The 18,987-nt window shown below is 55.0% G+C and carries 20 protein-coding genes and 2 pseudogenes; all 22 read right to left on the bottom strand.

Features of this window, described 5'->3' with window-relative positions:
• Positions 1 to 123: 123 nt before the first annotated feature.
• Positions 124 to 285: a hypothetical protein gene (locus tag DXB70_RS14265; protein WP_233430214.1), complete on the bottom strand. Its 162-nt coding sequence runs from the start codon at positions 283 to 285 to the stop codon at positions 124 to 126.
• 294 nt (positions 286 to 579) lie between these two features.
• Positions 580 to 1,477 (bottom strand): annotated as a pseudogene (locus DXB70_RS01650) (FAD-dependent oxidoreductase).
• A 14-nt stretch (positions 1,478 to 1,491) separates the two neighbouring features.
• Positions 1,492 to 1,815 carry a thioredoxin family protein gene (locus DXB70_RS01645; protein ID WP_107000750.1) on the bottom strand — a complete coding sequence of 108 codons (324 nt, stop codon included), beginning with the start codon at positions 1,813 to 1,815 and terminating at the stop codon, positions 1,492 to 1,494.
• 161 nt (positions 1,816 to 1,976) lie between these two features.
• A complete protein-coding gene (locus tag DXB70_RS01640; RefSeq protein ID WP_118672536.1) occupies positions 1,977 to 3,158 on the bottom strand; it encodes an MBL fold metallo-hydrolase in 1,182 nt (393 codons plus the stop codon).
• A 37-nt stretch (positions 3,159 to 3,195) separates the two neighbouring features.
• Entirely contained in the window at positions 3,196 to 4,239 is a 1,044-nt protein-coding gene (locus DXB70_RS01635) for a ribonucleotide-diphosphate reductase subunit beta (RefSeq protein WP_098924544.1), read from the bottom strand.
• A 10-nt stretch (positions 4,240 to 4,249) separates the two neighbouring features.
• The gene (locus DXB70_RS01630; protein WP_182448398.1) at positions 4,250 to 6,766 is read right to left on the bottom strand and encodes a ribonucleoside-diphosphate reductase subunit alpha; all 2,517 of its coding nucleotides are present in this window, start codon (positions 6,764 to 6,766) and stop codon (positions 4,250 to 4,252) included.
• Between the two features lie 165 nt (positions 6,767 to 6,931).
• Entirely contained in the window at positions 6,932 to 8,143 is a 1,212-nt protein-coding gene (locus tag DXB70_RS01625; protein ID WP_107000753.1) for an FprA family A-type flavoprotein, read from the bottom strand.
• Between the two features lie 22 nt (positions 8,144 to 8,165).
• Positions 8,166 to 10,079, bottom strand: a complete 1,914-nt coding sequence (locus DXB70_RS01620; protein WP_107000754.1) for an acyl-CoA dehydrogenase family protein — start codon at positions 10,077 to 10,079, stop codon at positions 8,166 to 8,168.
• Positions 10,080 to 10,101: 22 nt separating this feature from the next.
• Positions 10,102 to 10,533, bottom strand: coding sequence for an Rrf2 family transcriptional regulator (locus tag DXB70_RS01615; RefSeq protein ID WP_118482286.1), 432 nt, complete (start codon positions 10,531 to 10,533; stop codon positions 10,102 to 10,104).
• A gap of 343 nt (positions 10,534 to 10,876) precedes the next feature.
• The gene (locus DXB70_RS01610) at positions 10,877 to 11,548 is read right to left on the bottom strand and encodes a GTP pyrophosphokinase family protein (protein ID WP_107000755.1); all 672 of its coding nucleotides are present in this window, start codon (positions 11,546 to 11,548) and stop codon (positions 10,877 to 10,879) included.
• Positions 11,545 to 13,239: an FAD-dependent oxidoreductase gene (locus tag DXB70_RS01605; protein WP_118651667.1), complete on the bottom strand. Its 1,695-nt coding sequence runs from the start codon at positions 13,237 to 13,239 to the stop codon at positions 11,545 to 11,547. The genes DXB70_RS01610 and DXB70_RS01605 overlap by 4 nt, the downstream gene beginning before the upstream one ends.
• On the bottom strand, positions 13,236 to 13,556 hold the full coding sequence (gene trxA / locus DXB70_RS01600; protein WP_107000757.1) for a thioredoxin: 321 nt from the start codon (positions 13,554 to 13,556) through the stop codon (positions 13,236 to 13,238). The genes DXB70_RS01605 and trxA overlap by 4 nt, the downstream gene beginning before the upstream one ends.
• A gap of 28 nt (positions 13,557 to 13,584) precedes the next feature.
• Positions 13,585 to 14,160 (bottom strand): 4Fe-4S binding protein, encoded by a 576-nt coding sequence (locus DXB70_RS01595; protein ID WP_117796821.1) that lies wholly within the window; start codon positions 14,158 to 14,160, stop codon positions 13,585 to 13,587.
• Positions 14,157 to 14,360 carry a 4Fe-4S binding protein gene (locus tag DXB70_RS01590; protein ID WP_118651665.1) on the bottom strand — a complete coding sequence of 68 codons (204 nt, stop codon included), beginning with the start codon at positions 14,358 to 14,360 and terminating at the stop codon, positions 14,157 to 14,159. Before DXB70_RS01590 ends, DXB70_RS01595 begins: the two co-directional genes overlap by 4 nt.
• 12 nt (positions 14,361 to 14,372) lie before the next feature.
• Positions 14,373 to 14,618 (bottom strand): ferredoxin-thioredoxin reductase catalytic domain-containing protein, encoded by a 246-nt coding sequence (locus tag DXB70_RS01585; RefSeq protein ID WP_107001011.1) that lies wholly within the window; start codon positions 14,616 to 14,618, stop codon positions 14,373 to 14,375.
• A 132-nt stretch (positions 14,619 to 14,750) separates the two neighbouring features.
• The gene (locus DXB70_RS01580; RefSeq protein WP_107000760.1) at positions 14,751 to 14,909 is read right to left on the bottom strand and encodes a rubredoxin; all 159 of its coding nucleotides are present in this window, start codon (positions 14,907 to 14,909) and stop codon (positions 14,751 to 14,753) included.
• An 89-nt stretch (positions 14,910 to 14,998) separates the two neighbouring features.
• A complete protein-coding gene (locus tag DXB70_RS01575) occupies positions 14,999 to 15,211 on the bottom strand; it encodes a DUF6219 family protein (protein ID WP_107000761.1) in 213 nt (70 codons plus the stop codon).
• Positions 15,212 to 15,287: 76 nt separating this feature from the next.
• Complete coding sequence (locus DXB70_RS01570; protein ID WP_118672534.1) at positions 15,288 to 15,662, bottom strand: desulfoferrodoxin family protein; 375 nt, start codon at positions 15,660 to 15,662, stop codon at positions 15,288 to 15,290.
• 20 nt (positions 15,663 to 15,682) lie between these two features.
• Entirely contained in the window at positions 15,683 to 16,225 is a 543-nt protein-coding gene (gene rbr, locus DXB70_RS01565; RefSeq protein ID WP_107000763.1) for a rubrerythrin, read from the bottom strand.
• A gap of 79 nt (positions 16,226 to 16,304) precedes the next feature.
• Positions 16,305 to 16,961 carry a Crp/Fnr family transcriptional regulator gene (locus tag DXB70_RS01560; protein WP_118672533.1) on the bottom strand — a complete coding sequence of 219 codons (657 nt, stop codon included), beginning with the start codon at positions 16,959 to 16,961 and terminating at the stop codon, positions 16,305 to 16,307.
• Position 16,962: 1 nt separating this feature from the next.
• Positions 16,963 to 17,742 (bottom strand): DUF134 domain-containing protein, encoded by a 780-nt coding sequence (locus DXB70_RS01555; RefSeq protein ID WP_118672532.1) that lies wholly within the window; start codon positions 17,740 to 17,742, stop codon positions 16,963 to 16,965.
• A 187-nt stretch (positions 17,743 to 17,929) separates the two neighbouring features.
• Positions 17,930 to 18,982 (bottom strand): annotated as a pseudogene (locus DXB70_RS01550) (DUF87 domain-containing protein); the annotation flags it as partial.
• Positions 18,983 to 18,987: the final 5 nt, after the last annotated feature.

The following is an 18,987-nucleotide window of genomic DNA, read 5'->3' as shown; positions in this document are numbered from 1 at the left end:
CTTGCAGGACTACATATGGTTTGTTTTGATTTTTTCAGTGTCCTATGCAGTCGGATTGGGGCAAAAAAAATACCTCGTTGGTTTCCCAACGAGGCATCGAAGACGATTCTATCTCATACGACTTCACATCATGCATCCGAAGATTTGTTTTACAAAATTCGCTTGTTTTTTTCCAGAACGCTTAAACTGATCATATGCTCCTTCTGCATGAATAATCAGCATTTCAATTTCTGGAGCAGTAATGACATTTACCACGTCAATTTTCTGCTCATATGCTTTACTCAATCGAAATTCCTCTCTGCGAGAATCCAAAATCCGTATCACAGAAATCTGCTCATCGAATCCTTTCCGTAAGTACTATGCATAAAAGCACAGCCGCAGAGTACATCTGTGGCTGTGTTTTGTGTTCAGTTGCTCACTGTTGCGTGGACTGGATATGGAGAGACAACATATCTCCCGATCTTACATGGGTGATCTTATCTGCCATCACTCTGGCAGTTTTCCTTGCAGATATGTCGGCATCCCCACTGCGGTCGTATCCGGTCTGACCTTAAACATGGCTTTTTCAATCTACCTTCCTTATCGGTTTTCCGCGATATGTTTCTCCGCCATGTGGACTGCCACCGCGCCGTCCGCCACGGCGGTGACCACCTGACGGAGGGGCTTCGTCCGCACGTCGCCCACGGCGTAAACGCCGGGAATACTGGTTTCCGTGGTCTCTCCGGCCACGATATAGCCGCCGCCGTCCAGCGCCAGTTGACCCACCGCCAGCGCCGTGGCGGGCTGTCGACCCACGCTGACAAATACGCCGTCGCAGTCCACCACGCTTTCCTCACCGGTGACGGTGTCCCGCAGGCGTACGCCGGTCAGCCTGTCCCCGGAAAGCAGCGCGGAAACGGTGCTGTTCCAGCGGAATTCCACATTTTCGGCCTGTTCCAGTGGCTCGTGATAGATCTTGGTGGCCCGCAGGGTGTCTCTGCGGTGGACGAGGATCACCTTTTTCGCCACGCGGCTAAGAAGGAGGGCATCTGCCGCGGCGGAATTGCCGCCGCCCACCACGACCACCGTTTTGTCCTTGTAAAACATCCCATCGCAGGCGGCACAGTAGGCCACGCCCCGGCCCAACAGCTCCGTCTCTCCGGCAACTCCCAGCGTTCTGGGGTCTGCGCCGGTGGCCAGCACCACGGTTTTCCCCCGTAAGATCCCCTCGCTGGTCTCCACGAGCTTGGGAACCGCCGTCAGATCCATGCGGAGAACTTCCGCGTATTCGCTGCGTGCCCCAAAACGCTCCGCCTGCTTTTGCATCTTCTCCGCCAGAGAGAAGCCGTCGATCCCGTTCTCAAAGCCGGGGTAGTTGTCGATCTGCTCGGTCAGGGCCATCTGCCCGCCAGCAGACAGCTTTTCCAGCACGACGGTGTCCAGCCCCGCCCGGGCCGCCGCCCACCACGAGCATATCATAAACATGATTGTTGTTCATATCTGAACCCTCCGTTATTTCGCCAAGGCTTCCTGAATGAAGCGGTCGATCTCTGCCTTTGAGCCGGGCGCGGTGATGGAATCCACGGCCTTTCCGTTCCGGTACAGCACCAGAGTTGGGATGACCTCAATCCCCTCGGCCCCCGCCAGCCGCGGCTCCTCGTCAATATTGATCTTGCTGACAACGAGGCTGTCCGCGTATTCCTCTCCGATCTTCTCATACGCAGGGCCGATCCTCCGGCAATAGCCGCACCAGGGCGCCCAGAAATCCACCAAAACGGGCTTTTCGCCCCGGGTCGCCTGCTCAAACTGCTCCTGATTCATATTCATAGCTGCCATATCTGTCAGCTCCTTTCTTTTGTTTGGGTATTCTCAAGACTCCGTTCTCGCCCCACACCACATCGTGACCTCAACCTGAGATGACGGTACTCTGCCCTTGGGACATAAAGCAGATGAGTAAGACCATCATCTGTACGAGAATAGCTGCGGTTTGTTGCAGCTTATTCCGCGCAGAGCTCCGCCACAAGAGCGTCCATCTGCGCTTCGCTGGTTTGGTTCAGTGCGCCGCGCAGCGATACCTCCGTTTCACACAGTCGGAGTTCCTTCATCTTTTCCAACTCGGCGCGCATCAGCCGCGCGGCAGCAGGGGCCCATGAGCCATTTTCCATGAGGCCGATCCGGCGGTTTCGGAATCCCTTTGTCTGTAAATGATCCAAAAAGGCCTTCATGGGCGGGAACAGTCCTCCGTCATAAGTGGAGCAGGCCAACACCAGTTTCCCGCAGTAGAACGCACTGGCAACAGCGTAGGAAAGATCTGTCACAGTGAGATCACATATGCTGACCTGCACGCCTTTTTTCTCTAATTTACCCTTGAGGGTCTTCGCCGCATGGGCAGTATTTCCATGGATGGATGCGTGGGCAATCAGTATGCTCTCCGATTCTTCTGGTTCCCATTGTGACCAGAGATCATAGAGCCGCAGACACTCCTCCAGCCCTTCTGTAAGCACGGGACCATGGAGCGGGCAGATCGTTTGGATCTCCAGCGCGGAGGTCTTTTTCAGCAGAGCCTGCACCTGTGCGCCATATTTCCCGATAATATTGTAATAATACCGTCGGGCCTGCGGCACCCAGGGGGCACGGGCAGTCCGTTCCAGTGAGCCAAAGCGTCCGAAGGCATCCGCCGAGAACAGGATTTTTTCCGTTTCCTCATACGCCGTCATCACCTCCGGCCAGTGTACCATCGGTGCCAGCAGGAAGCGCAGCCGGTGTGAGCCCAGAGAGATCGTGCTGCCCTCGCCAACCTCCAGCATACGGTCTTCCGACAATGCACCCGTGCCAAAGAACTGCTTGATCAGGGTAAATGTTTTCGCGTTTCCCACGATCTTCATCTCCGGGTACTCTTGCGCTATCCGCATGAGGCTGCCGGAATGATCCGGCTCCATGTGTGTGACCACAAGATAATCGGGGTTGCGCCCCCCCAACACCTGCGCTACATTGGAAAGCCATTCCTCCACCGCCCGTGCGTCCACGCTGTCCATCACGGCGATTTTCTCGTCCAGAATGACATAGGAGTTGTAGCTCACTCCCATAGGCTGGACGGGGTACTGGTTTTCAAAGAGTGCCAATGTGTTATCATCCACCCCTACATAGCGGATGGCATCTGTTACCGTTCGGATATCCATATAAAAAATACCTCCTATTCTGATGTCTTTGGTTTTCTTATAAATCGTCTATCAGTGCGGTGCTCTTGGCGTAGGCGGTACTGCGTGCCTCAAAGAAATCGGTCTTGACCATATTGGCGTCAGCGTACTGGCTGACCCATTCCATGCTCTCCGGTTCGCTCTCAAAGCCCGGATACAATGCCGGATAGCCAAGGCTCGTCCAGCGAAGATTGCCGAGATAGCGGATGTAATCGCTGATCATCTGCCGGTTCAACCCCGGGATGTCGTCGCCGATCACATAATGCCCCCATGCGATCTCCTGCTCCACGCCCTCACGCATCATCTCGCGCAGCGCTTGTACGCTCTCGGCGGTGAACAACTCCGGCTGCTCCTTTTGCAGCTCCGTGATGATATTGCGGAACAGCCACAAGTGCGTGTTCTCGTCGCGGTTGATATAGCGGATCTCCTGCGCCGAGCCGGGCATCTTCCCGTTTCGGGAGAGATTGTAGAAGAACATAAAGCCGCTGTAAAAATAGATGCCCTCCAAAATATAGTTCGCCATCATCACGCGCAGCAGCGTGGGAGCGTCCTTCCGCTCCTGAAACTCGTTGTAGCAGTCCCCAATGAAGGTGTTGCGGCGCAGCAGATGCTCGTCCGTTTTCCATTGGTAGAGGATGTCATTGCGCTCCACGGGGGAACAGATGGTGTCGAGCATATAGCTGTAGCTCTGTGAGTGGACACACTCCTGAAACGCCTGAATGGACAGGCAGAGATTGACCTCGTTGGCTGTAATGTAGGCGCCGATATTAGGCAGGTTCGCTGTCTGAATGGAATCCAAAAAGACAAGAAAACTCAGAATTTTATCGTAGGCGCTGCGCTCGGCTGACAGCAGGCGGGGATAGTCCTTCACATCCTGCGAGAGATTGATCTCCTCAGGGATCCAAAAGTTGTTCATGGCCTGCCGGTACCAGTCGCTGACCCAAGCGTACTTCATATTGTTGAAGTCGTTGAGGTTGGTGGTATTGCCGCCGATCATGCGCCGCAGGCGCACATCAGGGTCGCCCTCCGGGTTAAAGAGGGGCTTTTTCTTCAGTTCCATCATGCTATCCTCCTTATGACGAGCAGCTTTCACAGGCCTCGACCTCAAGGGCCTTGCTGCGGACATAATAAATGGTCTTGACGCCGGCCCTCCACGCCCCCAAATACAGTCTGAGCACCTGACGCATGGAATAGTCGTTGGTGATATAGAGATTCATGCTCTGCGCCTGGTCAATATGTCTCTGGCGAAAGCCCGCGGCGCGTACCGACCAGCTTTGGTCGATCAGATGCGCCGCCTTATAGTACCACCATGTATCCATAGAAAGCTCCGGAGCAACGCGGGGCAGCATGCTGCCCTTTTTTTCCTCTAAAAAGAATTTCTTCATAATTGGATCGATGCCCGCCGACGTGCCGGAGAGGATGGATGTGCTGGAAGTGGGTGCGACAGCCAGAAGATAGGCGTTGCGCATTCCCTGCACCGCCACCGTTTCCGCAAGCGCCCGCCACTTTTCTGAGGTATAACCTCGCTTTTCAAAATACGCGCCTGTCTGCCAGTCGCTGCCCTCAAAGAGCGCATAGCGACCCTTTTCCCGTGCCAGTGCTGTGTCCGCCTTGACGGCGGCGTAGTTGATATGCTCGAATACCGCATCGGTGAAGGCAAGGTGCTCATCGCTCTCCCATCGGATGCCGCGCTTTGCCAGCATGTGGTGGTAGCCGCTGACGCCCAGGCCGATGCTGCGGTACTTCTGATTGGTAAGCCGCGCGTATTCCAACGGGTAGAAGTTGAGGTCGATCACATTATCCAGTGCGCGGATGGCCGTTTCCACCGTGCGTTCCATATAGGCCTCGTCCTCCACCGCCAGATTACCGAGAGACAGACTCGCCAGGTTGCAGACCACAAACTCACCGGGGAGTGTGGCCGTCACCACCACTGTGTCGCCGTTCTCCGTGTGCACCTCAGTGCTGATATGCTCGATGGGCGCCATGTTCTGTGCGATCTCCGTGCAGAGATTGGAGCAATAGATCATTCCCGTGTGGCCGTTTGGGTTCATACGATTTACGCTGTCGCGGTTGAAGGCGAAGGGCGTGCCGGTCTCCACTGCCGAGCGAAGCACCAGCCGCACGATGTCCTTGACGGTGACGCTGCGCTTTTCGATGCGCGGGTCATTGACGCAGTCCAGATACCGCTTCTCCCATTCCGTACCCCAGTAATCCTCCAGTGCGTAGCCCTTGACCGTGAGGATCTCATGCGGACACATGAGATGCCACGGCGCGTCTATGTTCTCCTCCGCCAGTCGCCAGAAGAGATCCGGATAGCACACGGCGGGAAACACATCATGCGCCTTCATGCGGTCGTCGCCGTTGTTGGTGCGCAGTTGAAGGAATTCAGGCAGATCCCGGTGCCATGCGTCTAAGTAAACCGCCGCAGCGCCCTGCCGCATCCCCAACTGATCCACCGCCACGGCGGTGTCGTTGACCAACCGGATCCAGCGGATAACACCGCCCGCCGCCCCTTGAAAGCCGCGGATGGTGCTGCCTGCAGCGCGCACCTTACCGAAGTACATCCCCATTCCACCGCCAAATTTAGAGACCTTTGCGAAGTTGTCCAGCGAGCGGTAGATGCCGTCCAGACTGTCCGGCACAGTGTCCACAAAGCAGCTTGAAAGCTGATGGTAGGGCTTTCGTGCGTTGGACATGGTAGGTGTCGCCATCGTGACCTCCATACGGCTGAGCATATCGTAAAAGCGTTTTACCCACCCCATGCGGTCAGAGCCTTCGTTCATAGCAAGATGCAGCGCGATACCCAAAAACATCTCCTGCGGTGTTTCCAGCGGCACGCGGCTGCGTGACTGGATCACATAGCGTTTGAGCAGCAGGTCAAGGCCGGAGTAGGTGAACAACTCGTCCCGTTCCGGGCAGAGAAAGTCCTCCGCCATAGCGATCTCCTCGTGGGTATAGTGGGCAAGAATATAGTCACCGTAGAGTCCCTTATCCGTCAGATAGCGAAGCCTGCCATAGAGGTCGCCGACGCCGCGCCCCTCCCATTCCTGTGCGTTGCGACAGCGAAAGGAGTGGTTCAGAAGCCGCGCCGCGATGAACTCCCACTTGGGTGCCTCTGCCGTAGTCAGCTCTACCGCTGCCTTGGTCAGTGCCTCAGCCCTCTCATCCTCCGTCATGCCCGGGCGACAGAAGCTCTCAAACTTCATTTGAAGCGCCGCGAGGGAGTAGATTTCCTCGGTAAAATCCATCTGGATACGGCGCAGCACCTCGTCAAGCGAGTTATCCCCCACCGTCTGCGCGATGGTATGCCGGACGCGGCGCAGCGCAGACCGCTTTTCGCGATAGAGGATGTACGCCTTGGCCACCTCATAGTGTCCGCGCTCCATGAGCGTCCGCTCCACCTCGTCCTGCACACGTTCCACGGTGAGCGGTACTGTGACGGAGAGATTGTTGAGAACGGCGGTGAGGATCTCCTCCAGTTCTCCGCCCCCAATCTCCCTTCCCTGTCCATCAAACGCTTTTTTCATGGCGTTGAAAATTTTCTCCTGTTGAAAAGGAACAGACTTCCCGTTTCGTTTTCTGATCTCCATTTCGATCCTCTCATCTTCTCCGGTCACTTTTCATGTCCTTTTGGGCAAAGAGCGGGCAAGCGCAGTATCACGCTTGCCCGCTCTATTTTTGAAAGCCGGTTTTTCTGCAGCCGACACGGCGGGGCTGTTTGTTGTCTGTTGTCTTGGTTTTGGCTTTCCTGCCAGTTACTTCATAGATTCCAGAATGGCGTCCGCCAGTGCTTCCAGCTCAGTGCGCTTGTCCGTGCCCATGGACGAGGCGAGGCTGAGCCGCTCGTTGAGCACCGTCATGTTCTTAAGCTCATCGTTGACAAATTTCTGCATGAGGTCACCGGACTTCACCGCCCATGAGCCGTTTTCAATGATGGCAAAGGTGCGGTTTTGCAGATTCAGTGCCTTCATATCCATGAGGAAGTCATGCATGGCGGGGTAGATGCCGAGATTGTAGGTCACAGAGGCCAGGACAATGTGACTGTACTTAAACGCCTCGGAGATCAGCTGGGAGACATGAGTGGAGGACACATCGTACATCGCCACCTTGCTCATGCCCTTATCGCAGAGCGACGCCGCCAGCGCCTGCGCCGCGTTCTCCGTGTTGCCGTACATGGAGGCGTAGACGATGAGCACGCCCTGGGTCTCAGGGGCATAGCGGCTCCATGTGTCGTACTTTTCGATGAACCAGCCCAGATCCTTGCGCCACACGGGGCCGTGGAGCGGGCAGATGTACTGGATCTGATCCAAAACGCCGCCGGCCTTTTTCAGCAGGAGCTGGATGTGGGGGCCGTACTTGCCCACGATGTTGGTGAGATAGCGGCGGGCGTCGTCCAGCCAGTCCCGCTCGAAGTCCACCTCGTCGGCGAACAGCTTACCGTCCAGCGCGCCGAAGGTGCCGAAGGCGTCGGCGGAAAAGAGGACGCCGTCGGTGACGTCGAGGGTCACCATGGCCTCCGGCCAGTGAACCATAGGCGCGCCCACAAAGGTGACGGTGTGCTTGCCAAAGGAGAAGGTGTCGCCCTCCTTCACCTCGATGCACTCATGTCCGTCCACATGGAAGCCGAACTGCCGCATGAGCATGAATGCCTTCTCGTTGGAGATCAGCTTCACCTTAGGATGGCGCAGCAGGATCTCCTCGATGCAGGCGGCGTGATCCGGCTCCAGATGGTTGACCAGCAGGTAGTCCAGCTCGCGGCCATCCAGCACATACGCCAGATTTTCCAAAAGCTGGCGGCAGGCAGACCAGTCCACCGTGTCAAAGAGCACCGTCTTTTCATCCAGCAGGCAGTAAGCGTTGTAGCTTACGCCCCGGGGAATGGGAAAGCAGTTTTCAAACAGGGCCAGGCGATGGTCGTTGGCGCCCACCCAGTAGAGGTCGTTTGTTACTTTACGCACGCAATACATCTTATCTTACCTCCTTCACGGCTCAAGCCTTTACAAATTGATCCTTCGTCTCCGCGCACTCCGGGCACACCCACTCGGCGGGAAGCTGCTCAAAGAGCGTACCCGGCGCGATCTCGCCGTCCTCGTCGCCCAACTCCGGCACATACTCGTAGCCGCAGCCGCTGCAGACGTAGCGGTCGCCGATGGGGGCGGGCTTCGGCGGTGTGGGCCGCTTCATCTTTACCATAGGCGGCGCGGGCAGCTTTTCGCCGCTATCCAGCGCAGCAGTGAGCAGGGGCAGGATCTCCTCCACATCGCCCACGATGCCGTAGTCGCAGTTCTTGAAGATAGGCGCGTTACCGTTCTTATTGATGGCCACGATGGTGGAGGCGTCCTTGATGCCCTTAAGGTGCTGGGATGCGCCGGAGATGCCACAGGCGATGTACAGATTGCCGGTGAACTTCTGACCGGACATACCCACATAGCGGTTCAGCGGCAGATATTTGAGAGTCTCCGCCACAGGGCGGGAAGAACCGATGGCCGCGCCGGCAGCCTTGGCCAGCGACTCTACCAGTTTCATGTTCTTTTTCTCCCCGATGCCCTTGCCCGCGGAGACCACCCGCTCCGCCTGCGGGATGGGCGTATCCATAGGGATGCCCACGGAGAAGTCGTGACCATCCTTCTTCAGCGCCGCTACAAGGTCGGCCACCTGCTGGGCAGCATCCCCTTCCCGGAAGATGGTCTTTTTGCGAATGCCGGTGATGGGCGCGGGTTTCTTGGCCGCCGAACGGCTCTCGCCGCCGGAGCTCTTGCCCAGCCTGCCCACCAGATGAGAGGCGATGACCACCCGCTGGATCTCGTTAGTGCCCTCGTAGATGGTGGTGATCTTGGCGTCGCGGTAGGCCCGTTCCACCTCCATGCCCTTGAGGAAGCCACTGCCGCCGTGGATCTGCAAGGCATCGTTGGTGACCTCCAGCGCGATGTCCGAGGCGTACATCTTCGCCATGGCGGACTCCATGCCGTAAGGCGCGTGCTGCTCCTTCAGCTCCGCCGCGGAGTAGATGAGGAACCGGGCGCAGCGCAGCTTGGTGGCCATATCCGCCAGCTTGAAGGCGATGCTCTGCTGGGCCGCGATGGGCTTGCCGAACTGGACGCGCTCCTTGGAATAGCTCAACGCGTGCTCAAACGCGCCTTGGGCGATGCCCAGCGCCTGCGCGGCGATGCCGATGCGTCCGCCGTCCAGCGTGGACATGGCAATCTTGAAGCCCTCGCCCTCCTTGCCCAATAGGTTTTCCTTGGGAACCTTCACGTCGTTGAAGATCAGCTCCGCCGTGGAGGAGGAGCGAATGCCCATCTTGTCATAGTGGTCGCCGAACTCAAAGCCCTTCCAGCCCTTCTCCACGATGAAAGCGGAGATGCCCCGGGTGCCGATGTCCGGCGTGGTGACGGCGAAAACCACATAGGTGTCCGCCTTAGGGGCGTTGGTAATGAAGATCTTGCCGCCGTTGAGGAGGTAGTAGTCCCCCTTATCCAGCGCCGTGGTCTCCGTGCCGCCGGCGTCGGATCCGGCGTTGGACTCCGTGAGGCCGAAGGCGCCGATCTTCTCGCCCTTGGCCAGCGGAACCAGATATTTCTTCTTCTGCTCCTCGGTGCCATAGGCGAAAATGGGCCATGAGCCGAGGGAGACGTGGGCGGAGAGGATTACGCCCGCGCCGCCGTCCACACGGGCCAGCTCCTCCACCGCGATGGCGTAGCTCAGGGCATCAAGACCGGCACCGCCGTACTCCTTGGGGTAGGGAATGCCCATCCAGCCCAGCTTACCCAGCTTCTTGACAGCCTCCTCGGGAAACTCATTGTTCTGATCCATTAAAAATGCGAGGGGCTTGATCTCCTCCTCCGCAAAACTCCGGATCTTCGCGCGCAGCTCTTCGTGCGCCGCCGTGGTTTGAAACAGCATATGGGTACCTCCTCTTAAAATTTTACAGCTTGCTTGTATCTTGGGGATCGTATCCGCCGGTCAGCAGCCTGCGCAGGCTCACGGCACGGAACGCCTCGTCCTGCTTTTGCTGCAAGGCCGCCAGCTGACAGTGGATGGCGCACCGCCCATGCTTGTCCTGCCAGCGGCATTCATATCCCGGCTCCATGCAGGCGCACAGGATGCCCCGCTCCCCCACGACCCCCATGAGATCGTAGAGGGAGGTCGCGTCCAGATCGCAGGACAGCGCGCAGCCGCCGAGGGCGCCGCGGCTCACCCGCACCAAATTGCCGGCGGAGAGCTTGCGCAGAATCTGGTAGGCAAACTGATTGGGGATCAATTCCGTTTCCGACATCTCGGCCACCGAATGCTTCTCCCCGTCCAGCAGCACCCGCAAAATGCGCAGTGCGTAGTCCGTCTCTTTGGTGATGATCATGCTCCACATCCTCTTTTCGCTTGCTTGTTAATGCCATTATATCAATCTTGATAAATTTTATCAAGATAATTTCCAAAAAAATATATCGTTTTAACACAGACCGCTCCAGCCCGGGTCAGCTTCGCTTTCCATTCAGCGAAAAGCCATGTTCCTTACAATATAGAAGCCGAAAAAGCTGTGCCGTGGCAGTCCGCCGAAAGCAGAAAAGACTATGCCTGAAAACCAGAAAGCGGAGAAATTGGTTGGGGCTCGCAGGGGTCGCCCACCCAAGGCGGATAAGGCGGTCCCTGGCAAGTCCAAGGCAAGCACCAAAGTGCGTGCTTTTCATTTTATATTCGACACATTATGTTATGATATGCAGTAAATGTTCCATCTTACCGTCCCATTCTCTGCTGGAATCGGCGCACTCTTTCAGTTCAGTTTCGACTTCAGCATTTATCGGCAAGTTTTTCTTATAGCGGATGGTATGCTCAAGGCTTGCCCAGAAGTCCATAGCGATTGTACGGAGTTGTATCTCCACCGGCACATGGATCACTTTTTCCGCAAAGAATACCGGCAGCCGGAGCGTCAGGTGCAGACTGCGATAGCCATTTGGCTTAGGGTGTGAAATATAATCTTTCTCTGTGATGATTTCAATGTCAGACTGTTTTTTTAAGCACTTTGCCAAAAAGAACACATCCTCCTCGAAAGAGCAGATCACCCGCACACCGGCAATATCCATGATATTTGTCTGCATGGTCGGAAAATCCAGAGGAAGTCCGCGTTTCTGCATCTTATTCATAATGCTGGACGGCGACTTCAAGCGGCTTTTTATACTTTCTATCGGATTGCGATCATGCTGCAATGAAAACTCTTCGTTTAGAATTTCCAACCTGCTTTCCAGTGCTTTCAGCGCACATCGGTATTGCAGCATGACTTCCTGATACCTGCGATTTTCGCTTAAAAGGCGCTGGCACTGCAAATCATCTAAGCCTTTATCTGCCGCAACCGTCAAGCCAAATAAATTCTCACTCATAGCTTCTCCATTCCGCAGGGATAGGCGCTCCGCGCTGTCTGCCGCTCTTGTATTACGACCTGATAAAAACTGTATCCGCCGGAGAGATGGGAACAGGTGAAACCGTACTGCGTCAAAAGTCGGCAGGCCAGATAACTGCGAAGCCCTGTCTGGCAATTCACATAAACAGGCTTACCCCGGTCTAACTCGTCCAAATGCTCCCGCAGATCGTCCAGTGGAATATTGCGGAATCCATTCAAGTGCCCACGCCGATATTCGCCTTCTGTACGGACATCCAGCAGTGTCGCATTGCCATCGCAAGGCAAGTCCTCAACCTCATTCCAATGGAACTGCCGTACCTTCCCGCTCTCCAAATCCTCGATCATAAAACCGGCCATATTGACCGGGTCTTTGGCAGAGGAATAGGGCGGCGCATAGGAAAGGTCAAGCTCCGTCAGTTCCAAGGCTGTCATTTTTGCGCGAATGGCCGTTGCCAGTACATCAATGCGCTTGTCCACGCCCTCGCCGCCAACGATCTGCGCACCCAGCAGCCGCAGGCTTTCTTTTTCATACATCACCTTCATTGCCATAGACTGTGCGCCGGGATAATAGATAGCGTGGGATGCCGGGAATAATACGACTTTGTCGTAAGCGATCCCTGCTGCCTGCGCTGCCTTCTCATTGATCCCCGCGGAGGCCGCTGTCAAGCCAAACAGTTTCAGAACAGACGAGCCCTGAGAGCCGTGAAAGCGGCTGTTTCCGCCGCAGATATTGTCAGCGGCAATGCGTCCCTGCTTGTTGGCAGGCCCCGCCAGCGAGATCAATGCTTTTTGGCCGGTCACGAAATGGGTGACCTCTACGGCATCGCCCACAGCGTAGATATCCGGCACGGAGGTTTCCATCCGCTCGTTGACAGCGATGCTGCCCCGGATGCCCAGCTCAAGTCCGGCCTCTTTTGCCAGATGGGTGTCCGGCGTGACGCCGATGGCCAGCAGCACCATGTCGGAGCGCAGCGGCTCACTTTCCTCCAGCAGCGTCAGCACGGAATCTCCGTCCTGTCGGAATCCGGTGACGGTTTCATCCAACCGCAGAGCCACACCGTGTCTGCGCATTTCCGCATGGACAAAGCTGGCCATATCCGCATCCAGCGGCGCTAATAGCTGCTTCAGACGCTGGACGATGGTAACCGAAACGCCCATCTCCACAAGGTTTTCCGCCATTTCCAGACCGATAAAGCCGCCGCCAGCCAAAACAGCGGTTTTCGGCTTCTGATCCTCTACAAAGCGTCGAATGCGGAGGGTGTCTTCCACGGTGCGCAGGGTAAAGACCCGCTCGCTGTCCACACCGGAAAGCGCAGGAATCGTCGGCTTTGCGCCGGGGGCAAGAAGCAGTTTGTCATAGGTTTCCGTGTAGACCTTCCCGCTGTCCAGTGCGTGGACGGTGACGGTTTTCTCTGCGGGATTGATCGCAGTTACTTCCTGCCGTACTCGCACATCAATGCGAAAGCGATCCCAAAAGCTCTCCGGAGTTTGCAGCGTCAATTCTTCCTGCTCCTTGATCACACCGCCCACATAATACGGCAGACCGCAGTTGGCATAGGACACATAGCCGCTGCGCTCGATCATGATGATCTGCGCGTGTTCATCCAAACGGCGGATGCGGGCGGCGGCAGAAGCACCGCCCGCCACACCGCCTACGATTACAACTTTCATCTTGCGCCCTCCACCATTGCGGCAATCTCCGACTTAGGCCGATAGCCCACCGATTTGGCAACGGCCTTTCCATCCTTGAATACGACCAGCATCGGGATACTGGACACCTGAAAACGCATTGCCAGCTCCATCTGCTCGTCCACATTGACCTTTCCCACCTTGAGCGCGCCGCTTTTTTCTTCGGCAAGCTCATGCAGTATGGGAGAGAGCATTTTGCACGGTCCGCACCAGTCGGCGTAGAAGTCCAGCAAAATGGGCTTGTCGGAACGCAGTACCTCATTTTCAAAATTCGCAGCAGTAATTTTCAGTTCAGCCATGAGTAAGGCTCCTTTCTGTTATCTTTGTTTATTCTTTGTTTTTCAGCTTGCAAATCCCCTGCGTCATGGTTCCCATGGGGCAGAAGGCACACCATGTACGGGGCTTGTAGAGCACCATGACGATGAGGCCGATGAGCAGCGAGGTCAGCATGAGGCTGTAAAAGCCGAAGCTGAATTGGGCTACCCAGTCTGTCACCGTTCCGGCGGTGTAGGCCCAGCCCCACGGCACACGGAAGGTCCAGAACAGCTTAATGGCCTCCCGCAGGGACGAAGTACCCGCAGCGACCAGATATGTCTGAAACACCATGTTGCCGAACATCGTCAGGAAAAAGATCAAAAAGCCATAACGGAACCACTTGGAGGACATCCAGCGGGGCGTGGGCTTGCAGCGGGAGCATTTAAGGTCTGTCCCCAGCTTGCTGAACAGTTGACCTCGTCCGCAGAGGTGGTTGCAAAAGTATTTGTTCCCACCAAAGATGGCTAAGAACAGCGGCAGAAGAAAATCGATCATGCCCAGCCACGCGAACAGGATATTGAAAAAGCCCAGTGCAAAATAGATGATTGCATATACCCACAGGTAATCGTACCAATGCTTTACTTTCATGCGTCAGCCCTCACTTTCACCTCAATGTAGCCGACGGGACAGATCTTTGCGCACTTGCCGCAGCCTACGCATCGTTCCGCCTCCACAGCGGCGTAGCAGCCGCGGCGCACCTTGACGGCCCCCAGTGGACAGGTATTTTCACACACGCCGCAGGCGACGCACCGCGTCTTATCTATGGCGGCCAGTTTCTTTGACAGCATAGCGTTCCTCCCTTAATCCTGCAAGGATTTGTAATAGAGCATACAGTGGCAGAATCCCTCGAAGCCCGGATCTGCAATTTGATCCTTAAACTCCTGGCACATACATTTGGTCGCCTCTGTGCTCTCCCTGCGGCAGGGGCAGTACCCGCCGGTGCGCTTGAGTCCTTCTCTGATGGTGCTGACAATCTCCTGATCGGAATTGAGCTTGATTTTCATGTTCGCCACCTCTTTCTTGTTGATTGATTGTGGCTTTATCATACCGCAGTACAAAGCATTTTTCTGTGACGAGGTTACGTTACGGCAAATTTTTATATAAGTGAGAAAGAGCCGTGAAGCGGTATCTTACATACTGCTTCACGGCTCTTTGTTTATAGGTTTTGTTGTGCTTCCTTACTCAGCCACAGAAAACTGGTCTTTGCCAACAAAACATAAGGGGCATTCAAAATCATCCGGAATATCTTCCCATTTTGTACCCGGTGCAATGCCGCCTTCCGGATAGCCATTTTCTTCGTCGTATTCCCAACCACACACATCGCATACATATTTCATAATGAAATTCTTCTTTCTTGTTTTTTATTTCGCACACAACATTAGCCCGACTTTATCGTCATCAGAAACAATAACGATTCCTATCTTACTCAAAGAATATCCACAGCTTCCGCTTGTTTTACTCTCTTTGTTTTCTTATTCCCTGAAATCATTTTATGACCCGTATATACTGCCATAACCATGCAGATCAAGGAACTAAGCGCAAGGTACTTATGCGTTGTTTTTGAGCCTTTATATCCAGTGCAAAAAGTTCCAAACATGGTAATTACCGCTCCGATTGACCAATATTTATGTGCTTTCATGACTTGTTTGCCTCCTGCCTGCAATACATGACATTCAGTTCTCTATGTTGGTTCTAAGATACCATGCGCGGAACGATCACGCTTTCCACAGACTGTGGAGGTTGCAGTAGGCGTAGACCGCCTCGACTTCGTCGCCCTCGCAGAGCGCAAAGCAGACCTCCGGCTTCTCGCCCGGGTGCAGTTCCTTGCGCTGGTTGCCCTGCTTGGTGTGGAGGGACACCCACTCGATGTAGTGCTCCGGCAGCATGGGATGCTCTACGGAGCCGACCTTGACATGAACGATGCCGTTTTCCACAGTCCAGACAGGGACGTGCTTCTCCACGGCGGCGTCGGTGGTACCGGGGATGATCTCGCTCATCGGCTCACCGCAACAGATGACGAGAACGCCCGTGTCCTTGACCTTGGCAATGATGTTGCCGCAATGCTTGCAAATGTAAAACTTCTGCTCCATGATTCGTTCTCCTTTTCTCTTTAATAGTTTTCTGCGTGAATTTCAAAGTAGCTCTGGGGATGGTTGCAGGTCGGGCAGACCTCCGGTGCTTTCTCACCGATCACGATATGCCCGCAGTTGCGGCACTCCCATACCTTGACCTCACTCTTGGCGAAGACCTCCGCCATCTCCACATTGTGCAGCAGGGCACGGTAGCGCTCCTCATGATGCTTTTCAATGGCGGCTACCAGGCGGAAACGCTGGGCCAGCTCATGGAAACCCTCCTCGTCGGCGGTTTTGGCAAAGCCGTCGTACATATCCGTCCACTCGTAGTTCTCGCCCTCAGCGGCGGAGAGAAGGTTTTCGGCGGTGTCGCCAATGCCGTTCAGCTCTTTGAACCACAGCTTGGCGTGTTCCTTCTCATTATCAGCGGTTTTGAGGAACAGCGCCGCGATCTGCTCGTAGCCTTCCTTCTTGGCCTTGGATGCAAAATAGGTGTATTTGTTGCGCGCCTCGGACTCACCGGCAAAGGCAGCCATCAGGTTTTTTTCGGTTTGAGTTCCTGCGTATTTCGTTTCTTTCATGGCGGATACTCCTTCCTGTTTTTCTGCTTTTATTGTAGCAAATCTATGATTTTCTTCTGTAACGAAGTCACATTTCTTTTTATTTTAGACGATTTAGTCTGTTCTTATCCCGCAGCGTGATTGCACCACGCTTCAGCTCCACCAGCCCGTCCTCCGAGAAGCTTTTGAGCATCCGTGCCACTGCCTCCCGTGCCGAGCTGATGTGCTGGGCGATCTGCTCATGGGTCATGCGTATCGTGTCGGAGCCGGTACGTTCCGCTTCGGCAAAGAGAAATTCTGCCAGCCGCTGATCCAATCCCTTGAACATAATCTGCTGCATCGCCCACATCACATCAGAAAACCGTTTCGTTGCCAGTTCATAAAGAAAACAGCGGACATGGAGATTTTTCTCCTTGAGTGCAGCAATGACATTTGCAGAGATAATCAGAATGTCCGTATCCATTCCGGCAGTCATTTGTGTATCAAAGGTGATCTGACTGATCACGCAGGAGGCGGAAAGCACGCATAGTTCGCCCGGATACAGGCGGAACAGCGTTACCTCCCGCCCCTCATCAGAGAGAAGATAGGTGCGGATCTCGCCGGAAAGAATAAACAGCATTCCGAGACATTCATTGTCGCTGCTGTGAACGAACGCACCCTTTTTATAATGACGGACAAAGGCACTTCGGCGTAGTATGTCCATTTCGCGTTCGGTCAAGGATGACCAGAACGGAAGTTGTGTCAGTGTGCGTTCCATATCAATGGCAGCTATGCTTGCCGCAGCCGTGGTCACCGCAGGAGTGACCAGCCTCGCCGTGTTCATGGTCATGGTGGTCACAGTGAACATTGGGATCGTAGCCCAAACTTCCGTTGAGCAATGCGCTCACCGCCGCGTCAGCGTCCCCGCTGACACCGCCGTAGAGCTTGATGCCCGCTTCGGCGAGTGCTGCCTGCGCACCGCCGCCGATGCCTCCGCAAATCAAAGTGTCCACGCCGTTCTGCATCAGGAATCCTGCCAGTGCGCCGTGACCGCTGCCGTTGGTATCAACGACTTCCGCATGGACGATTTTGCCGTCCACAGATTCATAAAGCTTGAACTGCTCGGTGTGACCGAAATGCTGAAAGATCTGACCGTTGTCATAGGTAACTGCAATTTTCATAATGGAATCTCCTTTGCAAGTTTTGCCTGATTTTTCCATGTTGGCTCTCTGCATCCGGTAGCAACGGCCGCAGTGAGCTGCCTCCTGTCCTCCGCAGATGCGGTAGTTTCCCCCGGTGATGTGCAGCGGTTTCCCGTGGACAAGACACGCTACGATCTTGCTCCGTGCGCTTTCGTAAATCTCCTGCACGGTAGAGCGGGAAATCTCCATTTGAGCGGCACACTGCTCGTGGGTTTGCTGCTCCAAGTCAACCAGCCGAATGACCTCGTATTCGTCCAGCGTCAGCAGGATCGGCTCGGTATTCTCGCACCCGTTAGGACAGAATGTATCGACCTGTGGTACGCCACAAATTCGACGGCACCGTGGCGGTCTTGGCATGGGAGCTTTCCTCCCTTTGTATTCGGTATATTCCAATTATAGCACTTTGAGCAGAAAAAGCAATTTTTCAAAAGCTGCTACATTTTCCATCCTCATATGTGTGCTGGCTGATATTCGGTGTCGAAGACTACGTGTGAGCCATGTTCGTATTGTCAGATTATCTACATTTGACAGAACTTCGCAGGGTATCCTCTTCCGAATAGTTCGCATTGATGTCCATCGGGTTGATATACTGCGCGCTGGAAGGGCTGATTTTAATGACCTGCCCCTCAAATTTCTTCACCAGTGCCGTGTACTCGGCTTCCGGATCGCACACAATTACATCGTCATCCGTCACCAGAAACGCATTGGCGATTTCTCGCTTGGCAGAGAAGGATTTACCGGAACCGGGAGTACCCAGAATCAGCCCGTTGGGGTTTTTGAGCTTTTTCCGGTCAACCATAATCAGGTTGTTGGACAGAGCATTCAGCCCATAGTACAGAGCCTCTTTCCCGGTCTGAAACAGTTCCTGGGTGGTAAACGGAACGAAAATTGCCGTGCTGCTGGTAGTCATGCTGCGCTGAATCTCAATCAGGTTCTGTGCCAGCGGCAGACAGCTCATCAGCCCCTGCTCCTGCTGAAAGTCCAGACGGCGCAGGTTGCAGTTGTACTTCTGCGCGATACTGGAAGCTTGAAACACATTGGTTTCCAGCTCCTGCTCCGTCTCGCCGGTATTCATCACCAGAAAGGTCAGCAGGAACATACGCTCATTCTGGCTCTGCAATTCCTTCAGCAGTGCCTTTGCGTCCCTGCCGTAAGTTGCCAAATCTGACGGAATGATGTCCATATCGTATCCGGAACGGACAGCTTTCTTCTGTTCCTCAATCTTGGAACGATCCAGCTCCGTAATGGTGTGCTTGATGGATTTGATTGCTTTGTTCTGGTCTACCGACTGAATGTGCATGGTCACAATCTGGCTGGATTCCATATCCAGAAAGTCCTTCAGCAGCTGATCCGACAGGTCGGAAGCCGTAATCTGGAGATAGGACATGGAACCATACATCCCACCCATCTGAAAAACACGGTTCTTCGGAAAGGCAAACCCGGTCGGGGCAATAAAGTCCTTTACCGACAGCCCGCTCTCCGGCAGCCACTTCCAATCGAAATTGAATCGGTCATGGTCACCCATGTGGAACATATCGTGCATCAGATGAAGCCGTTCCTTACCGTTCAGCAATTTTGCCCGGACACCCAAGCGTTTGATGT

Origin of the sequence: Clostridium sp. OM05-5BH (assembly GCF_003481505.1) — a bacterium.
Classification (GTDB): Bacteria; Bacillota; Clostridia; order Lachnospirales; family Lachnospiraceae; genus Otoolea; species Otoolea fessa.
The sequence above is the reverse complement of the archived record's forward strand: the minus strand, read 5'-3'. Positions and strand labels throughout refer to the sequence as shown.